Genomic DNA, 20,102 nt, shown 5'->3' with positions numbered 1-20,102 from the left:
AACCGCTTCCGCGGTCCTTTTTTTCTTAGATTTAACGACGTCTATTTCGGTTGCGAAGAAAAGCAGGAATATCCAACGCTTCATCCGCTTGATTAGTATTTTTTACAGGCTGTTCTACAGGCTCTTCACGTTTTGTTTCACGTTTGATACCTGGAGCAGCTGTTTGTCTTGGCTGACCATATGATGGACGAGAGGTTTGAGCTGGTCTTGGAGCCTCTGTTTCATTGAAGCCAGTTGCAATAACAGTGACAACAATTTCATCCTTAAGGTTCTCATTGATTACAGATCCGAAAATCATATTTACATCTTGATCAGATGCAATGGCTACAATATCAGCCGCCTCTTGAACTTCAAATAGACTGAGGTTTGTTCCACCAGTGATGTTCATCAGCACGCCCTGTGCGCCATCGATTGATGTTTCAAGCAACGGACTTGAGATTGCTTTTTTAGCGGCTTCAGCAGCACGGTTTTCGCCAGAAGAGATCCCAATACCCATTAAAGCTGAACCCTTATTTGACATGATGGTTTTTACATCGGCAAAATCAAGGTTAATTAAACCAGGTACAGCAATTAAATCGGAAATCCCTTGTACACCTTGACGTAAAACATTATCTGCTTCACGGAATGCTTCAAGCATCGGTGTACTCTTATCAACAATTTCAAGTAAGCGGTCGTTTGGAATAACAATTAACGTATCAACAGCTTCTTTCATGGCTGAAATTCCGCCCTGTGCTGAAGTTGCTCTTTTACGTCCTTCAAAGGTAAATGGTCGAGTAACAACACCAACAGTTAAAGCACCGATTTCTTTAGCAATCTGTGCAATGACAGGTGCAGCACCTGTTCCGGTTCCGCCTCCCATACCTGCAGTAACGAATACCATATCCGACCCTCTTAAAGCCTCTTCAATTTGTTCTTTGCTTTCTTCTGCAGCCTTTTTCCCAACTTCCGGATTTGCACCTGCTCCTAATCCACGAGTCAGCTTGCCGCCTATTTGCATCTTAATTTCAGCTTTTGATAGATTAAGTGCTTGAGCATCGGTGTTAACTGAAATAAACTCTACTCCCTGAACACCATGTTCAATCATTCGGTTTACCGCGTTGTTTCCTCCGCCGCCAACCCCTATTACTTTTATAGTTGCTAATGAATCTAAATTAGAATCAAACTCTAACATGTTAATCCTCCTATTTGGCAGTAATCCAATTTTCGTATCTATTCAAAAAAGTAACCCATGATTTTTTTGAATTTGGATTCACCTTTTTCCACCGGTTTTTTCTCTGAACGTTCTTTTACTTGTTGATTTTGTTTTTGTGTTGAGCGCTGCTCATTTTTTTCTTTAACAGAACCTGCAGCTACTGGGGTTTTTGAATGACTGTTCACTGCTCTTGCTTTTTTGCAAGCATGCTTAATTAGACCTACCGCTGTAGTGTATTGTGGTTCACGAACTCCGATATAATTCGGTTCTGCTGCTCTTACTCTATTTTGGAACACATACTGGGCAAGCTCTAAAACACCCGGCATTTTAACTACTCCACCGGTAAGAACAAAACCACCTGGAATATCCTCGAAACCGAGTCTATGAAGCTCGTCCATGACCATTTCAAATATCTCGGTCATTCTCGCTTCAATAATATCAGAGAGCATCAGCTGGTTGCATGGCTGCTGTTGGTCACTCCCGATAATTGGAATATTAAATACATCTTCTTCAGAAGCATCATCATAAAAAGCATGACCATGCTTAATTTTAATTTTCTCTGCTTCATCAGTTGAAGTACGCAGAACAATTGATAAATCCTTCGTCAGTGTTTCACCGCCGATTGGAATAACTAAGGAATGCTTTAGATATCCTTGTTCAAAAACAGCAAGTGTAGTTGAACCTCCGCCAATATCCAGAAGCGCTACTCCTAGTTCTTTTTCATCTTTAGATAATACCAACGATCCAGCGGCCAGGGGCTGCAGCGCTATATCAGTAATTTCAAGACCTGCTTTTTCTACACAGCGTAATGTATTATGTAAGATTGTGCGTAAGCCGGTGATTAAGATTCCTCTCATTTCGAGACGAACACCAATCATGCCTCTTGGATCATTAATTTCATCTAATTCATCCACTTTATAATGAATAGGAAGCACATCAATGATTTCCCGATCGGATGGAATGGTAATTAGCTCTGCTGCTTCACGGACACGCTGCACATCATTTTGTGTGATCTCTTTATTTTCGCTCGATACAGCTACTACACCGTGGCACGGCTGAAGCGTGACATGATTTCCGCTGATACCGACGACCACTTTGCTTATTTCCATTCCAATCATTCTCTCTGCCTGTTCAACTGCACGTTGAATGGACTGGACAGTTTCATCTATGTCGACAATCGAACCTTTTTTTAACCCATCGGATTTAACGTTTCCTACACCGATTATATTTAGTGTTTCGTTGACCATTTCCCCAATGATTACTTTCACACTGGATGTACCGATGTCAAGACTTACGTATATTTCATTGTTGTTCACTCCATGGCACCTCCTTCTAAATTAACACTCTTACCTGGTTGAACGATTATTCTACTAATGTACCCACATAAACTTTATTGGCAAACCAATTTAACAAGAGGAAGGAAAGGCCGATTTATACAAGCTTCACATATATTTGGTCATACGTTTATTATATAAGCGGTATACTTCTTTACTCAATTCGCCATTCATTTCTAATTTCCTTTAAATTTTAAATATTTTTTTGGTTTATTTCCAAATGATAGTCAGCTTTCTGTTATGTACGACTATAACTGTCATCAAATCCCAGAATGCAAGTTAAATATAAGTCTACACCAAGAAAGACACCTAGCAAAGATAAAGTTTAGGCAGAGATGTAAAAAAATGCTTTATTTGTCTGTCTGCTCAAATCGGCTTATGGTCTCCTAAACTCTAAATATCGGAAAATGAACGAGAAATGCAGATTAATCCTGCTGATAACCTCAGACCCTACTCTAGTTACTAATGAAAAAGATGTCAAAGAAAAATACCGATTATGGATAAATAGTTCGTTTTCCCAGCGGCTTTTAGTCGATTTTTTATTGCTTAGTGTCTTTTTCTTTTTTATCCTCTACAGGCTCGTATGCTTTAAAAAACGAACCGACTTCGAGGTCAATCACCCCTTTTACTTTGGGATCAAGCTGACCAACAATTGAAGGATAATGAACGAGTTTTTCTGACAATGTTCTTGTCGTGGCACTTACCTCGAATCCATCATTCATAAACATCGTTATATGATATTTATCCGTTTTGGTTGGCTCAGAATAGATTTCAGATATTGAATTAAGAACCGCTTCCGGCAAATCGTTTAATTGTTCTAGAAGCAGATTTAATGCTTCCCCTTCTTGATAGCCAAGCAATACAGGCGCATAAACAGGAATCTCTCCTTTTTGGAGTTTGTCCAGAATTTTTCCATTCTCCATAATTGGATAAAACCGATCCGCTTTTACTAAATAAGCCATACGAGTATGTTCTTTTACATCAATAACGATTGAGTTCGGCAATTTAACCTTCACTTTTACACTTTTTATTTCCGGCAATGACTTTACATTAGCAATCGTTTCTTTTTTGTCCACGTTCCAAACGCTTGCATCCTTACGCAGCTTGCTTGCTTTACTGATTTGAGCGGATGAAAGATACCGATTTCCTTCGACCTCAACTGAACGAATATGACTTAACGGCGAAAGAAAATACAGGATACAAGCAATCAAAACAAAAAATACTAAGAGTAACATTGTTAATCGTCGATTAGCCTTTCTTTTCCTTACTTCTTTCAGTTTTGGGATGCGGTCCTCTATTGAGACAATCTTTCCGTTCTCCAATTTGTACACCTCTTCCCGAATAAATGAAGCGTACGGGCCTGATGGTACTGAAGCAGCAACAGTCCAACCGCAGGCCTGTTCACCTGTTAACTTTACAGCCAATTATCAACTTTTGACTCCAGCTGCATACCTTACGGCTGAATGAAAGTCATAACACCCTCTGCGCTTTCAAATCCGCTGACATACCTAACAATTCCTTGATCAGATACAAGTAATTTCACTATTTTTTTACTAAACCTTTATATGGTCTAGGACGAGTTCAGTTCTGTTAAAAGGAAAATGCCCAGGATGATCCATGACACGCTGATTGACATTTCAAAAATATGATTTCTAAGATGCATTTGCAACTGGTAGAGTAAAGAGAAAGTATTGCACTGTCTGGTTTTACCCTCTTATACTATAGTCTAAACAGCCCTTTAATGCCAACATTTCCATCGCAAAAATCACGAAAGAATCTAAGCGTTTGGGCGAAATAAATCCTTTCAATTAATGTACGCTCGATGTAAGCGTTCTTGTTAATCATCTATGCTCCACCCTATACCAATTTATCGTCTGCCTTTTGGCTTCACGCTTATTATCGGTTGGCAATCAGCTTATTACACTTTTTTAAAAATAGGGCTGAAAATAGGGTGGAATGGTTTCTTTTCAAAGTTTTGCTTATTTACTCGAGTAGATTCAAGTGAATGTTTCTTTCTGATAAATCAACTGCCCCCATAAAACAAAAAAAGAGAGACTCAAAAAATGAGTCTCCCTCTTTATTTTAATATCTAGAATATCTACTGATATTTAACAAGACACCGATGGCAATCAACATAAGAGTTAGAGATGACCCTCCATAACTTAAAAACGGAAGGGTGATTCCTGTTACCGGCATCAATCCAATGACTACGCCAATATTAATCATCACTTGAATGGCGACCATCGCAATAATTCCAACTGCAATCAAGCTTCCATATAAATCTGGTGCACCGAGTGCAATCCTGATTCCCCGCCATAATAACAGGGCAAATAATAGAATGACCAATGTTCCGCCAATAAAACCAAGTTCCTCAGACAAAATCGCAAATATAAAATCGGTCTGGGGTTCTGGAAGATAGAAAAACTTTTGACGACTTTGGCCTAACCCAAGACCGAACAGTCCCCCTGGTCCAATTGCGTAAAGTGACTGGATTATTTGAAAGCCGCTCCCAAGCGGATCTTCCCATGGATCAAGGAATGAGGTAATCCGTTTCATTCGATAGGGAGCGGATAGTATCAGTCCGACAAACCCTGCCACACCAATTAGACCTAATAGAATGAAATGACTGACCCTTGCTCCCGAAATAAATATCATGACAATACATGTCCCAATCATAACCGTGCCTGTACCAAGGTCAGGCTGTAACATAATTAATCCAAAAGCTAAAAAGACCATTCCAAGCGAAGGCAGCAGACCTTTTTTAAATGACGTGATGAGCTTTTGCCGTTCTGACAGAAACTTTGCCAGAAAAGCAATCATAGCCAGTTTCATAAATTCTGAGGGCTGGATGCTAAAGGCTCCAACTCCAATCCAGCTTCGCGAACCATTCCTAGCCATACCTATTCCTGGTACTAAAACAATAACCAAGAGTATAAAACACACGATAATAATCACCTTAGACCATGTTCTCCAGGTCCAATAATCAACATTCATAATAAAAAACATTGCGATGACTCCAACAAACGCGAACAGCATCTGCCTTTTAACAAAATAAAAGGAATCACCCTCAAATTTATAGGTGGCCCAAATGGCGCTCGCGCTGTATACCATAATTAAACCGATGGCCAAAAGACTTAGAGTAACGATAATTAATACTAAATCGGGATTGGATTTTTTTAATGGCAAAACGAAACACCTCATGGAAGATATTAGAGTGTCCGTTATGGGATCACAAAAGCATATCCAAAGAAAAAAGCGATAAAACTTTTTTATCGCTTTTTTTCTTAGCTGCAGCTTTTATTACGTCCATTTAGAAGGACAGCCCTTATTTCAGTTTATGCACTGCTTCCACAAACATGTCACCACGTACCTCAAAACTTTTATATTGGTCCCAGCTGGCACATGCCGGAGAAAGCAGAATACAATCACCTTTAGCCGAGATGCCAAATGCTTCTGGCACGGCCTTTTCTACATTATCGACACGTTTAATGATTGTTATTCCTGCTTCTCTCGCAACACGTTCAATTTTTTCTGCTGTTTCGCCAAACGTAATCACCGCTTTAACATGCCCTAGATAGGGCTTTAGTTCATCAAACTCATTGCCGCGGTCCAAGCCTCCCGCAAGCAAGATGACTGGTTCTGAGAAAGCAGAGAGTGCTTTGCTGGCTGCCAGAATATTAGTAGCCTTAGAATCATTATAAAATCTGCGTTCATTAATTGCAGTCACATATTGCAGTCGGTGCTGAACACCATGAAACGTCGCTAAAACCTCTTGTATCACTTCATTGGATGTTCCTTTCAACTTAGCGGCCGCAACAGCTGCTAAGATGTTTTCCTGATTATGCTGTCCAGGCAGAACAATTGCTGAAAGGTCTACAATTTTCTCCCCGCGGAAATATACTGCTTCAGCTTCTATGTACGCTCCATTTTCATGTTTCGTATTTGTAGAAAAAGGTACTAGTTCAGCGAGTGTTTCAGCAGCCATCTGTCTTGTTTCTTCTTGATCTGCATTGTAAATAAAATAATCTGATTTCGTCTGATTAGCCGTAATTGCGGCTTTAGCATTAATATACTCCTGTTTTGAACTATGGTAGTCCAAATGAGCATCATATATATTTGTGACAATCGCTATTTCTGGTTTAAATTCGTCGATCCCCATTAACTGGAACGAAGATAATTCTATGACTATGTTGTCTTCATCTTCAGCTTTCTCAGCAACACCTGATGCTACAGTCCCTATGTTTCCTGCAATCAGGGGACGCTTGCCGCCTCTTTCTAACATTTCAAAGATTAAGGTTGTCGTTGTGGTCTTCCCGTTTGTACCCGTAATCCCCACAAACGGAGCTTTACTGACCTGATACGCTAGTTCAACTTCTGTAATAACAGGAATACCTTTATCAATTGCTCCTTTTATTAAAGGATTTCTATATGGGATACCTGGGTTTTTAACAATTAATTCAAAGCCTTCATCCAAAAGCTCAATTGGATGGCTGCCACAAACTACTTTAATCCCCTGTTCAAGCAGCCCCTGTGCCTCAGGGTTTTCTGAAAGAGGTTTCATATCATTTACCGTCACAAACGCACCTAACTTATGCAATAAGGATGCAGCGGTAACCCCGCTTTTAGCTAAACCTAAGACAAGAATTTTTTTTCGTAAATAGTTTGTTGTCTCTTTCATTTATACCCACACCTCTAAGTAAATTCCTAATACGGCAAATAGTAAACCAACCGTCCAAAATGTTGTAACAACTCTCCATTCTGACCATCCAGTTAATTCATAATGATGGTGCAGCGGGCTCATTTTAAAGATCCGTTTTCCTCTAGTTTTAAATGAAGCTACCTGCAGAATAACAGAAAGTGTTTCTATTACAAACACACCGCCGATAATAATTAAAACCAGCTCTGTCTTAGTGAGGAGTGCAATCGTTGCAATAGCACCACCAAGAGCTAAAGATCCAGTATCACCCATAAATACTTTTGCTGGATGTGCATTAAATACTAAGAAACCAAGAACAGAACCAACTACAGCTACAGAAAAAATGGCTACGTCATATTGAGAAAGGTTCCAAGCCAGAACCGCGAACGCACCAAACGCAATAGCAGATGTACCTGAAACTAGTCCATCCAATCCGTCTGTTAAGTTAACTGCATTTGAGAACCCAACCAGCCAAAAAATAACAATAATCATATAAAACCATCCGGTATCGAAGGCAATATCTGTTCCTGGAATAGATATCTCTGAATTAAATGTATCACTGGTCCGATAAATAAAATAAAAGATAACGGAAATAACAATTTGACCAATCAGCTTTTGTATGGACGTTAATCCTAAATTTCGTTTCATTACTACTTTAATAAAGTCATCTAAAAATCCGAGTAATCCAAAGCCAAGCATGACAAATAATAATAAATAGACCTCAACAGAAGGCTCAGAAAACTTATACGTCATAATCAAGGTCGCCAATGTAACCGATAAAAGAATAACAAGACCGCCCATTGTTGGGGTTCCTGATTTTTTTTGATGTGATTTTGGTCCCTCAACACGTATACTCTGACCAAATTTAAGTCTTCTTAAAAATGGGATAAAGATCGGAGAAAGTAAAACTGTGATTAAAAACCCTGTCAATATTGTATAAAAAATAACCTGTTCTAGCATGACCTTGTTCCCTCATTCCTGGCACACAAATGCATTTGTTTGTTACCATTTTTTTCATTTCATCATATGTTATAGTTTTATATTTAGAAGGCTTTTTTCAGCCGCGATTACATTTTATGGCTTTTCTGCCCGATACTTCTCGATCAATTCCTTGGCTACTGCACGATCATCAAAATCAAGGACTTCACTGCCAACGATTTGATAGGTTTCATGGCCCTTACCAGCAATCACGACCACATCCCCAGCCGAAGCCTTAGAAACTGCATACTCAATCGCTTTTTTCCTGTCTGGAATTACTTGATACAATTTATCTGTAACCCCTTCTTCCATATCCGCTAAAATCTGATTAGGATCTTCGCTTCGTGGATTGTCGGAGGTAAAGATAGCGTCAGTTGCATATTCACACGCTATTTGTGCCATAAGCGGCCGTTTTGTTTTATCTCGGTCGCCTCCGCAGCCTGCAATTACAAAAATTTTCTTTTTGGCAAACTCTCCTACCGTTTTCAAAACGTTTTCCAGACTGTCTGGAGTATGCGCATAATCTACAATTACCAGATAATCCTGATTGCCTTGAACCAGTTCGAATCGACCAGCAACTCCTTCTACCGCTTCAATTGAAGCAATAATTTGATCAAGATCTATTCCTGAACACAAAGCAGCTCCCATTGAGGCTAAGACATTATAAACACTAAATTTCCCAACCAACTGAAGTTTCATTGACTTCGTTGTATTCTGATAAACAAGTGTCAATTCTGTCCCCTTCGAAGTGATGACGATGTCCTTCGCTGTTAAATCAGCTTCTTGATCAATTCCATATGTAAATACGTTTGCGGCGGTGACTTTAATAAAGTCCTCGGTCGCTTCGTCATCTGCATTTAAAACAGCAAATTTTGGACGACCGGCTAAATAAGCATTCCCAAGCTGGGAGAATAACAGCGATTTTGCAAATTTATAACGTTCCATCGTTTTATGGAAGTCAAGATGATCTTGAGTTAGATTCGTAAATACAGCAATATCATAATCGCATCCATGGACGCGGCCAAGTTCCAAGGCATGTGAAGATACCTCCATAATCGCTGTCTCAACATCTGCTTTAACCATTTTATTAAAATGCTGCTGCAGTGTAATACTATCTGGAGTCGTATTTTTTGTTTCTAAGATTTCATCAGCAATTTTTGTATACATCGTACCGATTAATCCAGTTTTCTGCTTTTGATCATTAAAAATCTTTTCAAGGATATGACTTGTCGTTGTTTTGCCATTTGTGCCCGTAATCCCTATTAAACGTAACCCTTGCGTTGGATGATTATAAAAAGCGTCAGCAAGAACCGCCATCGCACGTTGTGTGTCTCGAACAACAATCACCGGAACTGAAAGATCTAAATTCCTTTCTGCAAGAACTGCCTGTGCACCTTGTTCTACAGCAGCTTGAGCAAAATCATGACCATCTACTGTATATCCTTTCACACAAACAAATAAACTTCCCTGACTGACTTTACGATTATCATGTTCAATCGAGGTAATTTCGGGGTTTCCCCCTTCAAACAATGATTGAGTTTTTAAATGTGCTAATAACGTTTGAAGCTTCATCATTTTTTCCTTCCCTCTTAAACCTATTTTGAGTCATTCATTATAAAGGACCATATTCTATCTGTCGAGAAAAGAGACTAATACCAAAAAAAGCCAAGCTCGGTCCAGCTCCGTAAAGAAAGCGGCTGATTTCTCCAGCCGCTTTAACTCAAATCCTATTTTATACTTATTCTTGGCTTTCGCCAAGATATAATCTTATTGTTGAGCCTTCTTTCACCTTAACTCCGGCTTCCGGTGATTGTTTTACCACTTTTTCACCTTCGCCTGCTACATCAATTTTCAATTCCACTTGTTGTGTTTGAAGATCTTTAATCGTCATTCCTACAACATCTGGTACTTCAATCATGACAGGGTCAAGCCAGTTCTTTTCTTTTTCAATTTGATCCTTTCGGGGCTTTACTCCCATTGCCCGTAAAGCATCCTCCATAATATTACCAACGATAGGTGCAGCAACGACTCCTCCAAATTGCACAGTGTCTTTTGGATTATCTACAGCAATATAGACTACAAGTTCTGGCTTATCAGCAGGAGCGAATCCAATAAATGAGACGATATGATTATTTTCTAAATAACGTCCGTTTTCGGCCTTTTGCGCAGTACCCGTTTTACCGCCGACACGATAAGATTCTACAAACGCTCCCTTTCCGCTTCCTTTAGCAACAACGGATTCAAGTGCATTTCGAACTTGCTTGGATGTTTCCTCTGAAATAACTCTTCGTTTCGCTTCTGGGGTCTTTTTCATAATCGTTTCACCCGATTGCGAATCAATGAGTTCATTAGCAATATATGGCGTATAAAGAATTCCCCCATTCACCGCCGCTGATACTGCTGCAACCTGTTGAATGGGTGTAACCGACACACCTTGCCCAAATGAAGTGGTTGCTTGTTCAACAGGTCCTACTTTATCCATATTAAACATAATCCCCGTTCCTTCACCTTGTAAATCTATCCCTGTTTTCTTCCCAAAACCAAAATCACCGATATATTGAAAGAGTTTATCTTTACCAAGCCGTGTACCAAGTTCAACAAAGCCTGGATTACATGAATTTTCAACGACCTCTAAGAAAGTCTGGGAGCCATGGCCTCCGCTTTTCCAACAATGTAGAGTGGCTCCAGCAACCTTCACATGGCCGGAATCATAGAAATGATCATGAAGAAGATTAACTTTCTTTTCTTCAAGTGCTGCGGCTAGTGTAATAATCTTGAATGTTGAACCAGGCTCGTAACCGCTCCAAACCGGCAAATTCCGATTATACACTTCCGGTGGAACATCTTGGAATTTAGCTGGGTCAAAGGTTGGACGGCTGGACATAGCCAAAACTTCACCATTATTAGGATTCATGGCAATAGCAATAACACCATCTGGATTATATTGCGCCTCTGCGTTATCTAATTCACGTTCTACGATTGTTTGAATTTTGCTGTCAATCGTTAATTTTAATTGATCCCCATCTATAGGGGCTTTATAATCATCCGCAATGTTTTCCATCCTGCTGCCCTTGGCATCGGAATAAAATTTCACATATCCTCGCTGTCCGCTCAATTCTTTATCATACGATAACTCAATCCCCATTAGACCTTGATTATCTGAACCGGCAAATCCAAGGACATGTGACAAGTATTCACCAAACGGATAATGTCGCTTGGAATCTTCCGCAATATAAACACCCTTTAACCCGAGTGCTTTTATTTCTTTTGCTTTTTCATGTGAAATTTTTCTACCTTCTGGAAGACGAACACTCATTTCCTTCTTTGTAATCCATTTATATGCCTTTTCTTTTGACATATCTAAAATAGCTGCCAGCTGTCCTGCGGTTTCTCCCGCATTTACCACCTGTCTTGGAATGACGTATACAGTAGGGGCAGATATATTAGTTGCAAGTTTAACCCCGTTCCTATCCAAGATTTCTCCTCGTTTTGGCTCAAATGGTATATCACGGCTCCATGAATCTTTTGCCAATCCAGTCAACTTATTTCCCAGGTAAAATTGAACGACCCCCAGCCGGATATCAATAATTAAGAAAATGACTAAACCCGCGACCAGCACAAATGCAAGCCGTTTCCTTACCGTAACATTAGAAACACGCAAAACCGAGCACCTCCCTTTATGCTTGTACATATATATGTTTCCATAGAATAAAAAAGTACAAATTATAGAAGGTCATTATCAAGCACCAATTTCGAGTTTATATATATAACAAAAAGGCTGTCGATTTCTCGACAGCCTAAAAAATTTTATATGTTAGTCCGAAACTTCATCTTCAGCTTTTTTATCTGACTGTTTCTTTGACTGCTTTGTCAATTGAGAAGGATGCCTCAATTCGACAATACAATATTCACCTTTTTTAATTACTTTTCCTACTTTAATATTTTGTTTGCTCACATACCCGCTGCCAGCCGTGTTTAGCTGCAATTCTGCTAGATTGGCAAACTTCATCACATCTCTTAATGACCATCCTGTCATATCAGGTGCTATCATGTCTCCATCCGTTCGGAGAATTACTTTTTCACCTTCAAGTAAAGTGGTACCCGCCTTAGGAGATTGTTCAACTATTGTCGTACCTTTGCCTATTAATACCGGCTCGTTTCCAGCCTTCTTTAAACTAGCTGCAACACTGGATACATGTTGACCTTTATACTCTTCAAGTTTTCCAGCTTCCTGACTTTTGATGTTGGTAGGCTTAATGTTTAAATATTGCAGACTATTTTTCATCACAGGGTTAAAGATAGCTGATAGAGCATCTGCTCCAGCCTTCCCTTCTTTAAGCTGTGGTTGCTTGATCGCTACGTACATGACTAGTTCCGGATCATCTTTCGGAGCCATTCCAATAAAGGAATAAATATAATCCGATGCTCCTCGAACAATTTTACCGCCTTCACTATATTGGGCGGTGCCTGTTTTGCCGGCCACTTCATATCCATCAATTTTGTATTTCTTTCCTGTTGCGTGTTTGCCCGTAATAACGGTACCTAAATATTCACGAACCTTTTTCGCTGTTTCAGCCGATATTGGTTGACCGGTAGCTGTCGGCTTCGTTGTTTTGGCGTTTTTGCCAGTATTGCCATCCGTGATTTCTTTGATCACATAGGGCTTCATCATTTTACCGTCATTTGCAATCGCAGAAGCTGCTTGTATCTGCTGAATCGGTGTAATAGCTGTTGCCTGCCCCATTGCTGTCGAAGCTTTATCACGTTTATATTTATACTGGATGATTCCTGCTGTTTCAAAAGGCAGATCAATTCCAGTTGGTTTTTCAAATCCAAATTTAGTTAGGTATTCTCTATACTTGTCAGCACCTAATTTATCCATAGCAATCGTAGCAATCCCAACATTAGATGAGCGTTGGATACCATCTAAAAAAGTAATTCTCTTCCCAGGTTGAATTCCGCTGTGATCTTTAATCGCTGTAGTACCTGGGACCTTATATGCACCCGTAACAAAGGTATCAGTTGGATTAAAGACTCCCTCTTCGACAGCCGCTGCTAAGGTAAATGCTTTCATCGTGGACCCCGGCTCAAATGACTCCTCTATAGCGAGATTATGCCAAGTATCCGTTAGCCCTTCCTTTGTTTTAGGATGAAAAGTCGGGCGCTGGCCCATAGCTAGTATTTCACCTGTTTTTGGGTTTGAAACAATCGCAATAATTTCAGATGGATTATATTCCTCTTGAACTTTACTCATTGAATCTTCAAGGAAAGTCTGGATTTTCTTATCTAGTGTTAAAGAAACCTTGCTGCCGTTTTTCGGTGCTGTTACACTTTCCTTACTGTTTGGTAATAACAATCCCCAACGGTCGCTTTCAAACTTCACTTCACCATTTGTTTCTTTCATCTCTTCATTTAGGTATTTTTCAATGCCGAGCTTACCCACGGTTTCGTTTGTATCAGGATCTTTTTCTACATAACCGATTAAATGCGAAGAAAATACACCATTCGGGTAAAAGCGTTTGCTGTCTCGAATGAAAGTAATTCCTGGCAGCTTCAATTTTTCAATTTTTAACTTAACCGAATTGGAAAGATCACGACCTGCAGTTCCAAATTCAACTTGATAGGGAGTCCCGCTTGCCGTTTTCTTTGTTAGAACTTTATAAATTTCTGCCTCGGTTAAATCAATATACTTGGAAAGCTCTGCAGCCGTTTTTTCCGGGTCTTCAACATGTGATGCATCCTTATCAAGAATCGCAATGAGCGAGTAAGATGCAGTATCTTCTGCAATTACCTCACCATTACGGTCCACAATACTGCCTCGTTGTGCTTCAATAGTCCGTTTTTTTTCATACTTCTTCTCCATTTTGGCAGCCAATACCTCGCCGCCTGCTTGACCTGTTATTTCAATGTATAAAAAACGGGAGACTAAAGCAAAAAAGAGCAGCACGAATAGTAAAAACAATCCCACTGCCCCATATTTCATATTTTTTTGCTTTTGCATTATTCCTGAACACCCTTTACGTTTTTCTCATTTAGTGTAAAGCCCATTTCTTCGGCCTTTTGCCAAATTCGCTCGTATGTACTAAGCTCGTCCACTGTAATTTTCAAATCATTATTAATTTTCGTTTGTTCTTCAATCGAGGCTTGCGCAAGTTGAATTTCTTTATTTGTGTGGTAGATAGCCGCTTGATTTGAGACAACTTTCACACTCATAAAGGCAATAGCAGCAGCAAGAATACAAAGCAGCATTACTTCACCGAAAGAGATCTTAGCCTTACGGATTACAACTGTTTGAACGGACTGCTGCTGTATCTCCTGCTGCTGTTCCTGCATTTTTTTTGCACTCGAGCTCATGATTATTCCCCCTAGATTACGATAATTTTATTTGTTTTTTTCGGCAATTCTAAGTTTAGCCGATCTAGAACGATTATTGTTTTCCAGTTCTTCCTCCGATGGAAGAATAGGTTTTCTTACCACTAATTTTAAAAGCGGTTTGAATTCTTCAGGAATGATTGGTAATCCGTGAGGTAATTCTGGAAGATCACTATGTTGTTTGAACACACTTTTACAAATACGATCTTCTAAAGAATGAAACGTAATAACTGAAATTCTCCCACCAGGTTTCAATAGTGAAATAGCCTGTTTAAGTGAATCCTCGAATACACCTAATTCATCATTGACGGCAATACGGATTGCTTGGAAAATACGCTTAGCTGGATGTCCGCCCTTTCGTCTTGCAGGAGCTGGAATACCATCTTTAATTAATTCTACAAGTTCAAAAGTCGTTTCGATGGGTTTGATTTCTCTAGCTGCTTCAATTTTCCGGGCAATTTGTTTAGAAAATTTCTCTTCACCATATCGCGTGAATATGCGCCAAAGATCCTGGAATGACCAGTCGTTAACTACATCGTAAGCAGAAATTTGTGCATCTTGATTCATACGCATATCAAGAGGGGCATCATAGTTATAGCTGAAACCACGCTCAGGGGTATCTAATTGCGGAGAAGAAACACCGAGATCATACAAAATTCCATCAACTTGTTCAATCCCACGGCTATGAAGTTCTTCTTCGATGTTTTTGAAATTATTCTGAATGAACGTTACTTGGCTGCTATAACCGCTTAATTTTTCTTTCGCATGCTTTATAGCTGTTTCATCCTGATCAAAAGCATATAGCCGCCCGTCTTTAAGCTGTGACAACAAATACTCACTATGCCCAGCGCCTCCAAGCGTGCAGTCTACATATATCCCATCCGGCTTGATATCCAATCCGTCAACAGTTTCTTTAAGTAATACAGTTGTATGCTGAAACATGTAATACATCCTTCCAATCGATTAGTGATGTTGATTCTGCCGCCAATCTAAATATCGAAACCAATCATGTTTTCGGCGATTTCAGCGAACGAATCTTCTGAGGTTGAAAAATAGTCTTCCCAAAGGGACTTGCTCCAAATCTCAATTCGATTGGAAACTCCAAGAATGACACATTCTTTTTCTAGTTGTCCATATGAAGTGAGCGGTGAAGGGATATTAATTCTGCCTTGTTTATCCACTTCACATTCTGTCGCTCCCGAAAAGAAAAACCGGGTAAAAGCACGGGCATCTTTTTTAGTTAGGGGTAATGCTTTCAGTTTGTCTTCAAGCAATTTCCATTCATCAAGCGGATAACCAAATAAACATCGATCAAGACCACGAGTCAAGACGAATTCTTCGCCGAGACTTTCCCTGAATTTGACGGGAATGATAAGACGGCCTTTGCTATCAATGTTATGATGGTACTCGCCCATGAACATACCTATTACCCCCACTTTCTAAAATCAATGTACCACATTCCCCCACTTTTCTCCACTTGTTTTAATTATTCGGGATAAAGAAAGTAATTCCTGCTTTGTCTATATTTAATTATTTATTCATTTATCACTAATTCTGTATGAGAATTCGCCTGATTATTTATTCTCAACCCTAACTTCTAAGCTGGTTCTACTCCTTTCATTCCCAACCTTTTTGAACACATTTCATGAAAGTTATTCTGCTTATACCTCAAATCGTCCTGAATCCCTCCAATTAGCTTCTTTCGATAAGCACGTTTTTCCTTTCGGGACGCTCGATTCCACGTCCAGATTAACTTTAGTAAGACAGTTGATGGGAGTGTTGGCACGAAGACTCCTGCGGGAACAGCGGGACAAGTGTACCCCGCAAGAGCGTTAGCATTGATGCGGCTCACCGCCCGGCCCGAGGAAAACGAAGTGCCTGGAATGAAAATCAACTGCCCACTGTAGTACTGAACGTAATTAGATGTGAAGCTGTCCTTGATAGCACATGTGTAACATTCGTTCGCTGGATTTTCTACATCCAGATTAACTTTAGTAAGACAGTTGATGGGAGTGTTGGCACGAAGACTCCTGCGGGAACAGCGGGACAGGTGAGACCCCGCAGGAGCGTTAGCATTGATGCGGCTCACCGCCCGCCCGCGGAAAGCGAAGTGCCTGGAACGGAAATCAAATGCCCCCCTTAAAAACAAAAAAAGAAGGGGCTGTCTCATATGTCCTTTTTCAAGTAAAGTAACGCAAAATTGAAGAGGCAGAAATGTTGTTTTAACAACATTTCTGCCTCTCTCTTTTTATTCAATTTCGGCTTAATTACCCCTTTTGGGACAGCCCCTTCAATATGAGAAGAAATTACTCCTAATGAACAATTACAAATAAATAACCTTATGCTGATTATTAAATTGATAATCAAGTTTCATCGTATCGGATATGAAAAAAGGACCGTACTGATTTAAATAATAGAAAACATTCCAAATCCGTTCTTGTGGAGACCCAATAGGGTATAAGGCGTTCGCTATCCGACTATATTTACTCAAGGTCACTTCATGCTTCTTCTCCGTGCTTTCCGTAATTTTCCCATAGATAAAGTCCAACTGCTTATCTAAAAACTGCCGATTTTTAATAAGAAGTGGTTCTAACCCTTTATCATCAGCGACTGCTTTTTCCGTTAACTTTTCATGGTTTTCACCAAGAGTTGACTTCATCTGTCTGAAAAACGATTCAATGTCATCGTTTTTCACTGAATTCATAAATTCATTCACTGCTATTCCCGTTCCTTGTGTCAGAACTGTCTCGATGTCCAAACCTGTCTCAGATAAATCAGTCTGAATTCCGCGTTCAACCACAGTAATGTTAAGCCTTGGAACAATAGGCGGCATCTTCATTGAAAAGATTTCAAATGCCTGCTTCAATTCTGCCCAATAGGCAATTTCACCAGGACCGGATATAAAGGCAAGAACCGGAAAAAGTTTTTCTTGCATAATAGGACGAGTCACCACATTATTACTCAGCCGCTCAGGTTCTTTTTCAGCCACTTCTAACAATTCCGATATTGTAAATCTAATATCTCCATTTTTACTACTGAACAGATCACCTTTCCGTTCTAACAGAATCCGTTCTTTATTTTTCGGCGTATAATAAAATAAATTAGCAGAGACCTCTTCCATCTCAATCATTCGTTTGTAGCCTTCTTTTTGCATGAATGCTTGCTGAGAAAGGACGGAATCAGTAATCTCATCGCTGTGTTGAATAAGTTCACTGAAGTAATCTGCTTCTAACTTCCTTAATCGCGGGTCACCTGCATCAAGAAGCAAAAGACCGTAATCTTGGAACCACTCGTGAATCAACGAAGCAAAAAACTCTACAAAATCTTTAGATTCTTGGACAATTCCGCGGACAGTCTGAAGCAACTTTTTAGTGAAATCAGTTTCTCCGTAGCTCTCAACTACGTCCTCTATCCACTGCATCGTTTTTTCAGTATCTAGTTCCAGATCCGTTACCATCGTTTTAAAAGGATGGTAAAACGGATAGGCAGTTTTAACAGGCTTACCATTTTTCATTGTATACACATGATTTACTTCAGCCAAATCATGATCTTCTCCTGCAATCCAAAAAACTGGAATGACTCGTTTTCCGAGTTTCTTCTCCTGCTCCTCTGCAAGTTTAATGATGGATATCACCTTATGAATGGTATAAAGAGGACCCGAAAGAAGACCTGCCTGTTGACCTCCTATCACTACTACGGAATCCGCTGTTTTTAAAGCCTCTATATTAAGCTCTACCTGTTTACTTTCCGAAAATCGCTCCATATATTGTTCTATGTAAGCTGCTATATCAGCACGCTTGAATGTTCTAGTCATCAATTCTTGATATCGATTCTGATACATTCCCTCGCCAGTCAGTTTGTAATGAAAATAATCCTCTACTTCAAGTTTTCCGTTCAGATAATCTGAAGTAAATTGATTTAAAGACGGTAAAGAGAGATCTCTTAACTCCATTTATGTACTTCCTTTCCCTGCATCTGCAATTCTTTTTAGAGTATATCATCCCTATGAAAGAAAAGAAAAAAAATTGCCCATGATTCATACCATGCAGGTAATCAACTATAAGGTTAAATAAAAGATTGAACAATTCTTTGTATTAACCCGTATGTAACCAATCCAATATAAATGAGGAGAAAAAAAGCGAAACTAACCCGCCAAAACCCTTTCATGATTTTCCCGAAAACAATTTCCCCTTTAATCTTATAATGAATGAGAACAACGAAAATCGCGATACATAACAATACCACTAAAAGAATCCAGAACAACTGCAGCTCCCAAATAACGCCGATAAGATAATGTACAGAAAACACAAAGAAGATGGTACTAATATCCATTGCCATTTGTACAGCTTTTTTATGATTATGAGTCATTTGCTTAATGAGTATAAAAAATAGTAAATATACGACAAAGGGCAGCATAATAAAGGTTGCTGCGACACCCGCGATGAAATTTGTCAACCCGTTATCCTCCCTGACTTTCCATTCCCTTAACCATCGAATAAATCATTGAACTCATTGAATGTTCTTTATCTTTCTCTTTCGCGACAGAAAGAAGATACCCCGTTATCGAATCGATTTCAGTTCTTTGTCCCTTTTCAATATCTTTTAGCATGGAAGAACGATTTTTGTAAGTGTTTTGGCAGACCTGTGTGATATGTTCTTCCAAGCTTGCTCGGTCGAGATCGAGGATCCCAGCCACTTCTTTAAGATAGCCGGCAAAGACTTGATGATAATAAGGAACATTTATCAACTTTCCATTTTCAATCTTTAGTATGGCTGTCAATGGGTTAATAACAGCATTAACCGCAAGTTTCTTCGTCAGCATCTCTTTGTAATCTGTTTCTTCTGCATAAGGGAAAAAGGAACTGTCCTCTTTAAGCAGTAAACCTGATCCTTTTACTGGTGCTAACTTCGTAAGACCTATACCTGTATGTTCGACGGCATTCAACCCTCTTCGCAATGCTCCATGTTCAACGACACCCGCATATACAGTCGAAGATGCCATATTTGTCATGATAGGGACATGAGAATAGCCATTCTGTAAAAAGATGAACGGTATTTTTAGTTCAGCAATCATGGGCACTAGTTCAATAAGATGATATTGTTTCACAGCAATGATAAACAGATCCTGCTCATCTAGACCATCGATAATGGCCTTAGCTTTAAGAGTTATCTTCATTACCTCACCATCACGGTAAAGATCCAGTCCTTGTTTTCCTAGTATTTCAGCTTGATTTCTTGTACGTGTGTAGACCTTCACATCATGTTCAGCAGATAGATAGGCGGCAAAAAGCAGTCCTACCGCACCACCACCTATAATCCCTATTTTCATATGTATCGCCTCAGTTCACTTTTCACTAGTTTAGCAAATATTTCCCTAAGATGTAATCTGAACCTATTGACCTTTATTTAAAATTAAAGATTAGAAATTAGGTGTTTTTTTCTTTATACGCCAGCAGGTATGCAGTTTCCTTTATTTTTGACATAAAATTTAAAATAATCTTTCTTTACACACCTTTCTTGATGAATTATC

Annotated in this window: 15 protein-coding genes; all 15 read right to left on the bottom strand. The window is 39.4% G+C overall.

The genetic code is table 11. The features are described 5' to 3' along the window. Positions 1–31: 31 nt before the first annotated feature. The 15 genes from ftsZ to MHI18_RS18370 all read right to left on the bottom strand — a co-directional run bounded on the left by ftsZ (position 32) and on the right by MHI18_RS18370 (position 19,901). Positions 32–1,171 (bottom strand): cell division protein FtsZ, encoded by a 1,140-nt coding sequence (ftsZ, locus tag MHI18_RS18440; protein WP_340849511.1) that lies wholly within the window; start codon positions 1,169–1,171, stop codon positions 32–34. A gap of 38 nt (positions 1,172–1,209) precedes the next feature. Next, complete coding sequence (gene ftsA, locus MHI18_RS18435; RefSeq protein ID WP_340849510.1) at positions 1,210–2,508, bottom strand: cell division protein FtsA; 1,299 nt, start codon at positions 2,506–2,508, stop codon at positions 1,210–1,212. Positions 2,509–3,065: 557 nt separating this feature from the next. Further along, positions 3,066–3,950, bottom strand: a complete 885-nt coding sequence (locus MHI18_RS18430; RefSeq protein WP_340849508.1) for a cell division protein FtsQ/DivIB — start codon at positions 3,948–3,950, stop codon at positions 3,066–3,068. A 658-nt stretch (positions 3,951–4,608) separates the two neighbouring features. Then, on the bottom strand, positions 4,609–5,727 hold the full coding sequence (gene spoVE / locus MHI18_RS18425; RefSeq protein WP_445670016.1) for a stage V sporulation protein E: 1,119 nt from the start codon (positions 5,725–5,727) through the stop codon (positions 4,609–4,611). A gap of 124 nt (positions 5,728–5,851) precedes the next feature. After that, positions 5,852–7,204, bottom strand: a complete 1,353-nt coding sequence (gene murD / locus MHI18_RS18420; RefSeq protein WP_340849505.1) for a UDP-N-acetylmuramoyl-L-alanine--D-glutamate ligase — start codon at positions 7,202–7,204, stop codon at positions 5,852–5,854. Continuing rightward, positions 7,205–8,182, bottom strand: a complete 978-nt coding sequence (mraY, locus tag MHI18_RS18415; protein ID WP_340849503.1) for a phospho-N-acetylmuramoyl-pentapeptide-transferase — start codon at positions 8,180–8,182, stop codon at positions 7,205–7,207. It lies immediately after the preceding gene. 114 nt (positions 8,183–8,296) lie between these two features. Beyond that, a complete protein-coding gene (locus MHI18_RS18410) occupies positions 8,297–9,772 on the bottom strand; it encodes a UDP-N-acetylmuramoyl-L-alanyl-D-glutamate--2,6-diaminopimelate ligase (protein WP_340850328.1) in 1,476 nt (491 codons plus the stop codon). A 166-nt stretch (positions 9,773–9,938) separates the two neighbouring features. Next, a complete protein-coding gene (locus tag MHI18_RS18405) occupies positions 9,939–11,861 on the bottom strand; it encodes a stage V sporulation protein D (RefSeq protein ID WP_340849501.1) in 1,923 nt (640 codons plus the stop codon). Positions 11,862–12,014: 153 nt separating this feature from the next. Continuing rightward, positions 12,015–14,201 (bottom strand): penicillin-binding protein, encoded by a 2,187-nt coding sequence (locus tag MHI18_RS18400; RefSeq protein WP_340849499.1) that lies wholly within the window; start codon positions 14,199–14,201, stop codon positions 12,015–12,017. Then, positions 14,201–14,554, bottom strand: coding sequence for a cell division protein FtsL (gene ftsL, locus MHI18_RS18395; RefSeq protein WP_040374048.1), 354 nt, complete (start codon positions 14,552–14,554; stop codon positions 14,201–14,203). The genes MHI18_RS18400 and ftsL overlap by 1 nt, the downstream gene beginning before the upstream one ends. Before the next feature lie 27 nt (positions 14,555–14,581). Further along, positions 14,582–15,514 carry a 16S rRNA (cytosine(1402)-N(4))-methyltransferase RsmH gene (rsmH, locus tag MHI18_RS18390; RefSeq protein ID WP_340849497.1) on the bottom strand — a complete coding sequence of 311 codons (933 nt, stop codon included), beginning with the start codon at positions 15,512–15,514 and terminating at the stop codon, positions 14,582–14,584. A gap of 47 nt (positions 15,515–15,561) precedes the next feature. Then, the gene (gene mraZ / locus MHI18_RS18385; protein WP_340849495.1) at positions 15,562–15,993 is read right to left on the bottom strand and encodes a division/cell wall cluster transcriptional repressor MraZ; all 432 of its coding nucleotides are present in this window, start codon (positions 15,991–15,993) and stop codon (positions 15,562–15,564) included. A 902-nt stretch (positions 15,994–16,895) separates the two neighbouring features. Next, positions 16,896–18,524 (bottom strand): bacillithiol biosynthesis cysteine-adding enzyme BshC, encoded by a 1,629-nt coding sequence (bshC, locus tag MHI18_RS18380; protein ID WP_340849493.1) that lies wholly within the window; start codon positions 18,522–18,524, stop codon positions 16,896–16,898. 113 nt (positions 18,525–18,637) lie between these two features. After that, positions 18,638–19,027 carry a DUF3397 domain-containing protein gene (locus tag MHI18_RS18375; protein WP_340849491.1) on the bottom strand — a complete coding sequence of 130 codons (390 nt, stop codon included), beginning with the start codon at positions 19,025–19,027 and terminating at the stop codon, positions 18,638–18,640. A 4-nt stretch (positions 19,028–19,031) separates the two neighbouring features. After that, positions 19,032–19,901: a 2-dehydropantoate 2-reductase gene (locus tag MHI18_RS18370; protein ID WP_340849490.1), complete on the bottom strand. Its 870-nt coding sequence runs from the start codon at positions 19,899–19,901 to the stop codon at positions 19,032–19,034. Between the last annotated feature and the right edge of the window lie 201 nt (positions 19,902–20,102).

It is taken from the genome of Peribacillus sp. FSL H8-0477 (assembly GCF_038002765.1).
In the GTDB taxonomy this organism is placed as follows: Bacteria; Bacillota; Bacilli; order Bacillales; family DSM-1321; genus Peribacillus.
The sequence above is the reverse complement of the archived record's forward strand: the minus strand, read 5'-3'. Positions and strand labels throughout refer to the sequence as shown.

Bases quoted from the DNA above. Each gene is read 5' to 3' on its own strand.
- ftsZ (WP_340849511.1), bottom strand. From the start codon at position 1,171: ATGTTAGAGTTTGATTCTAATTTAGATTCATTAGCAACTATAAAAGTA.
- spoVE (WP_445670016.1), bottom strand. From the start codon at position 5,727: ATGAGGTGTTTCGTTTTGCCATTAAAAAAATCCAATCCCGATTTAGTA.
- murD (WP_340849505.1), bottom strand. From the start codon at position 7,204: ATGAAAGAGACAACAAACTATTTACGAAAAAAAATTCTTGTCTTAGGT.
- mraY (WP_340849503.1), bottom strand. From the start codon at position 8,182: ATGCTAGAACAGGTTATTTTTTATACAATATTGACAGGGTTTTTAATC.
- MHI18_RS18410 (WP_340850328.1), bottom strand. From the start codon at position 9,772: ATGAAGCTTCAAACGTTATTAGCACATTTAAAAACTCAATCATTGTTT.
- MHI18_RS18400 (WP_340849499.1), bottom strand. From the start codon at position 14,201: ATGCAAAAGCAAAAAAATATGAAATATGGGGCAGTGGGATTGTTTTTA.
- ftsL (WP_040374048.1), bottom strand. From the start codon at position 14,554: ATGAGCTCGAGTGCAAAAAAAATGCAGGAACAGCAGCAGGAGATACAG.
- rsmH (WP_340849497.1), bottom strand. From the start codon at position 15,514: ATGTTTCAGCATACAACTGTATTACTTAAAGAAACTGTTGACGGATTG.
- mraZ (WP_340849495.1), bottom strand. From the start codon at position 15,993: ATGTTCATGGGCGAGTACCATCATAACATTGATAGCAAAGGCCGTCTT.
- bshC (WP_340849493.1), bottom strand. From the start codon at position 18,524: ATGGAGTTAAGAGATCTCTCTTTACCGTCTTTAAATCAATTTACTTCA.
- MHI18_RS18370 (WP_340849490.1), bottom strand. From the start codon at position 19,901: ATGAAAATAGGGATTATAGGTGGTGGTGCGGTAGGACTGCTTTTTGCC.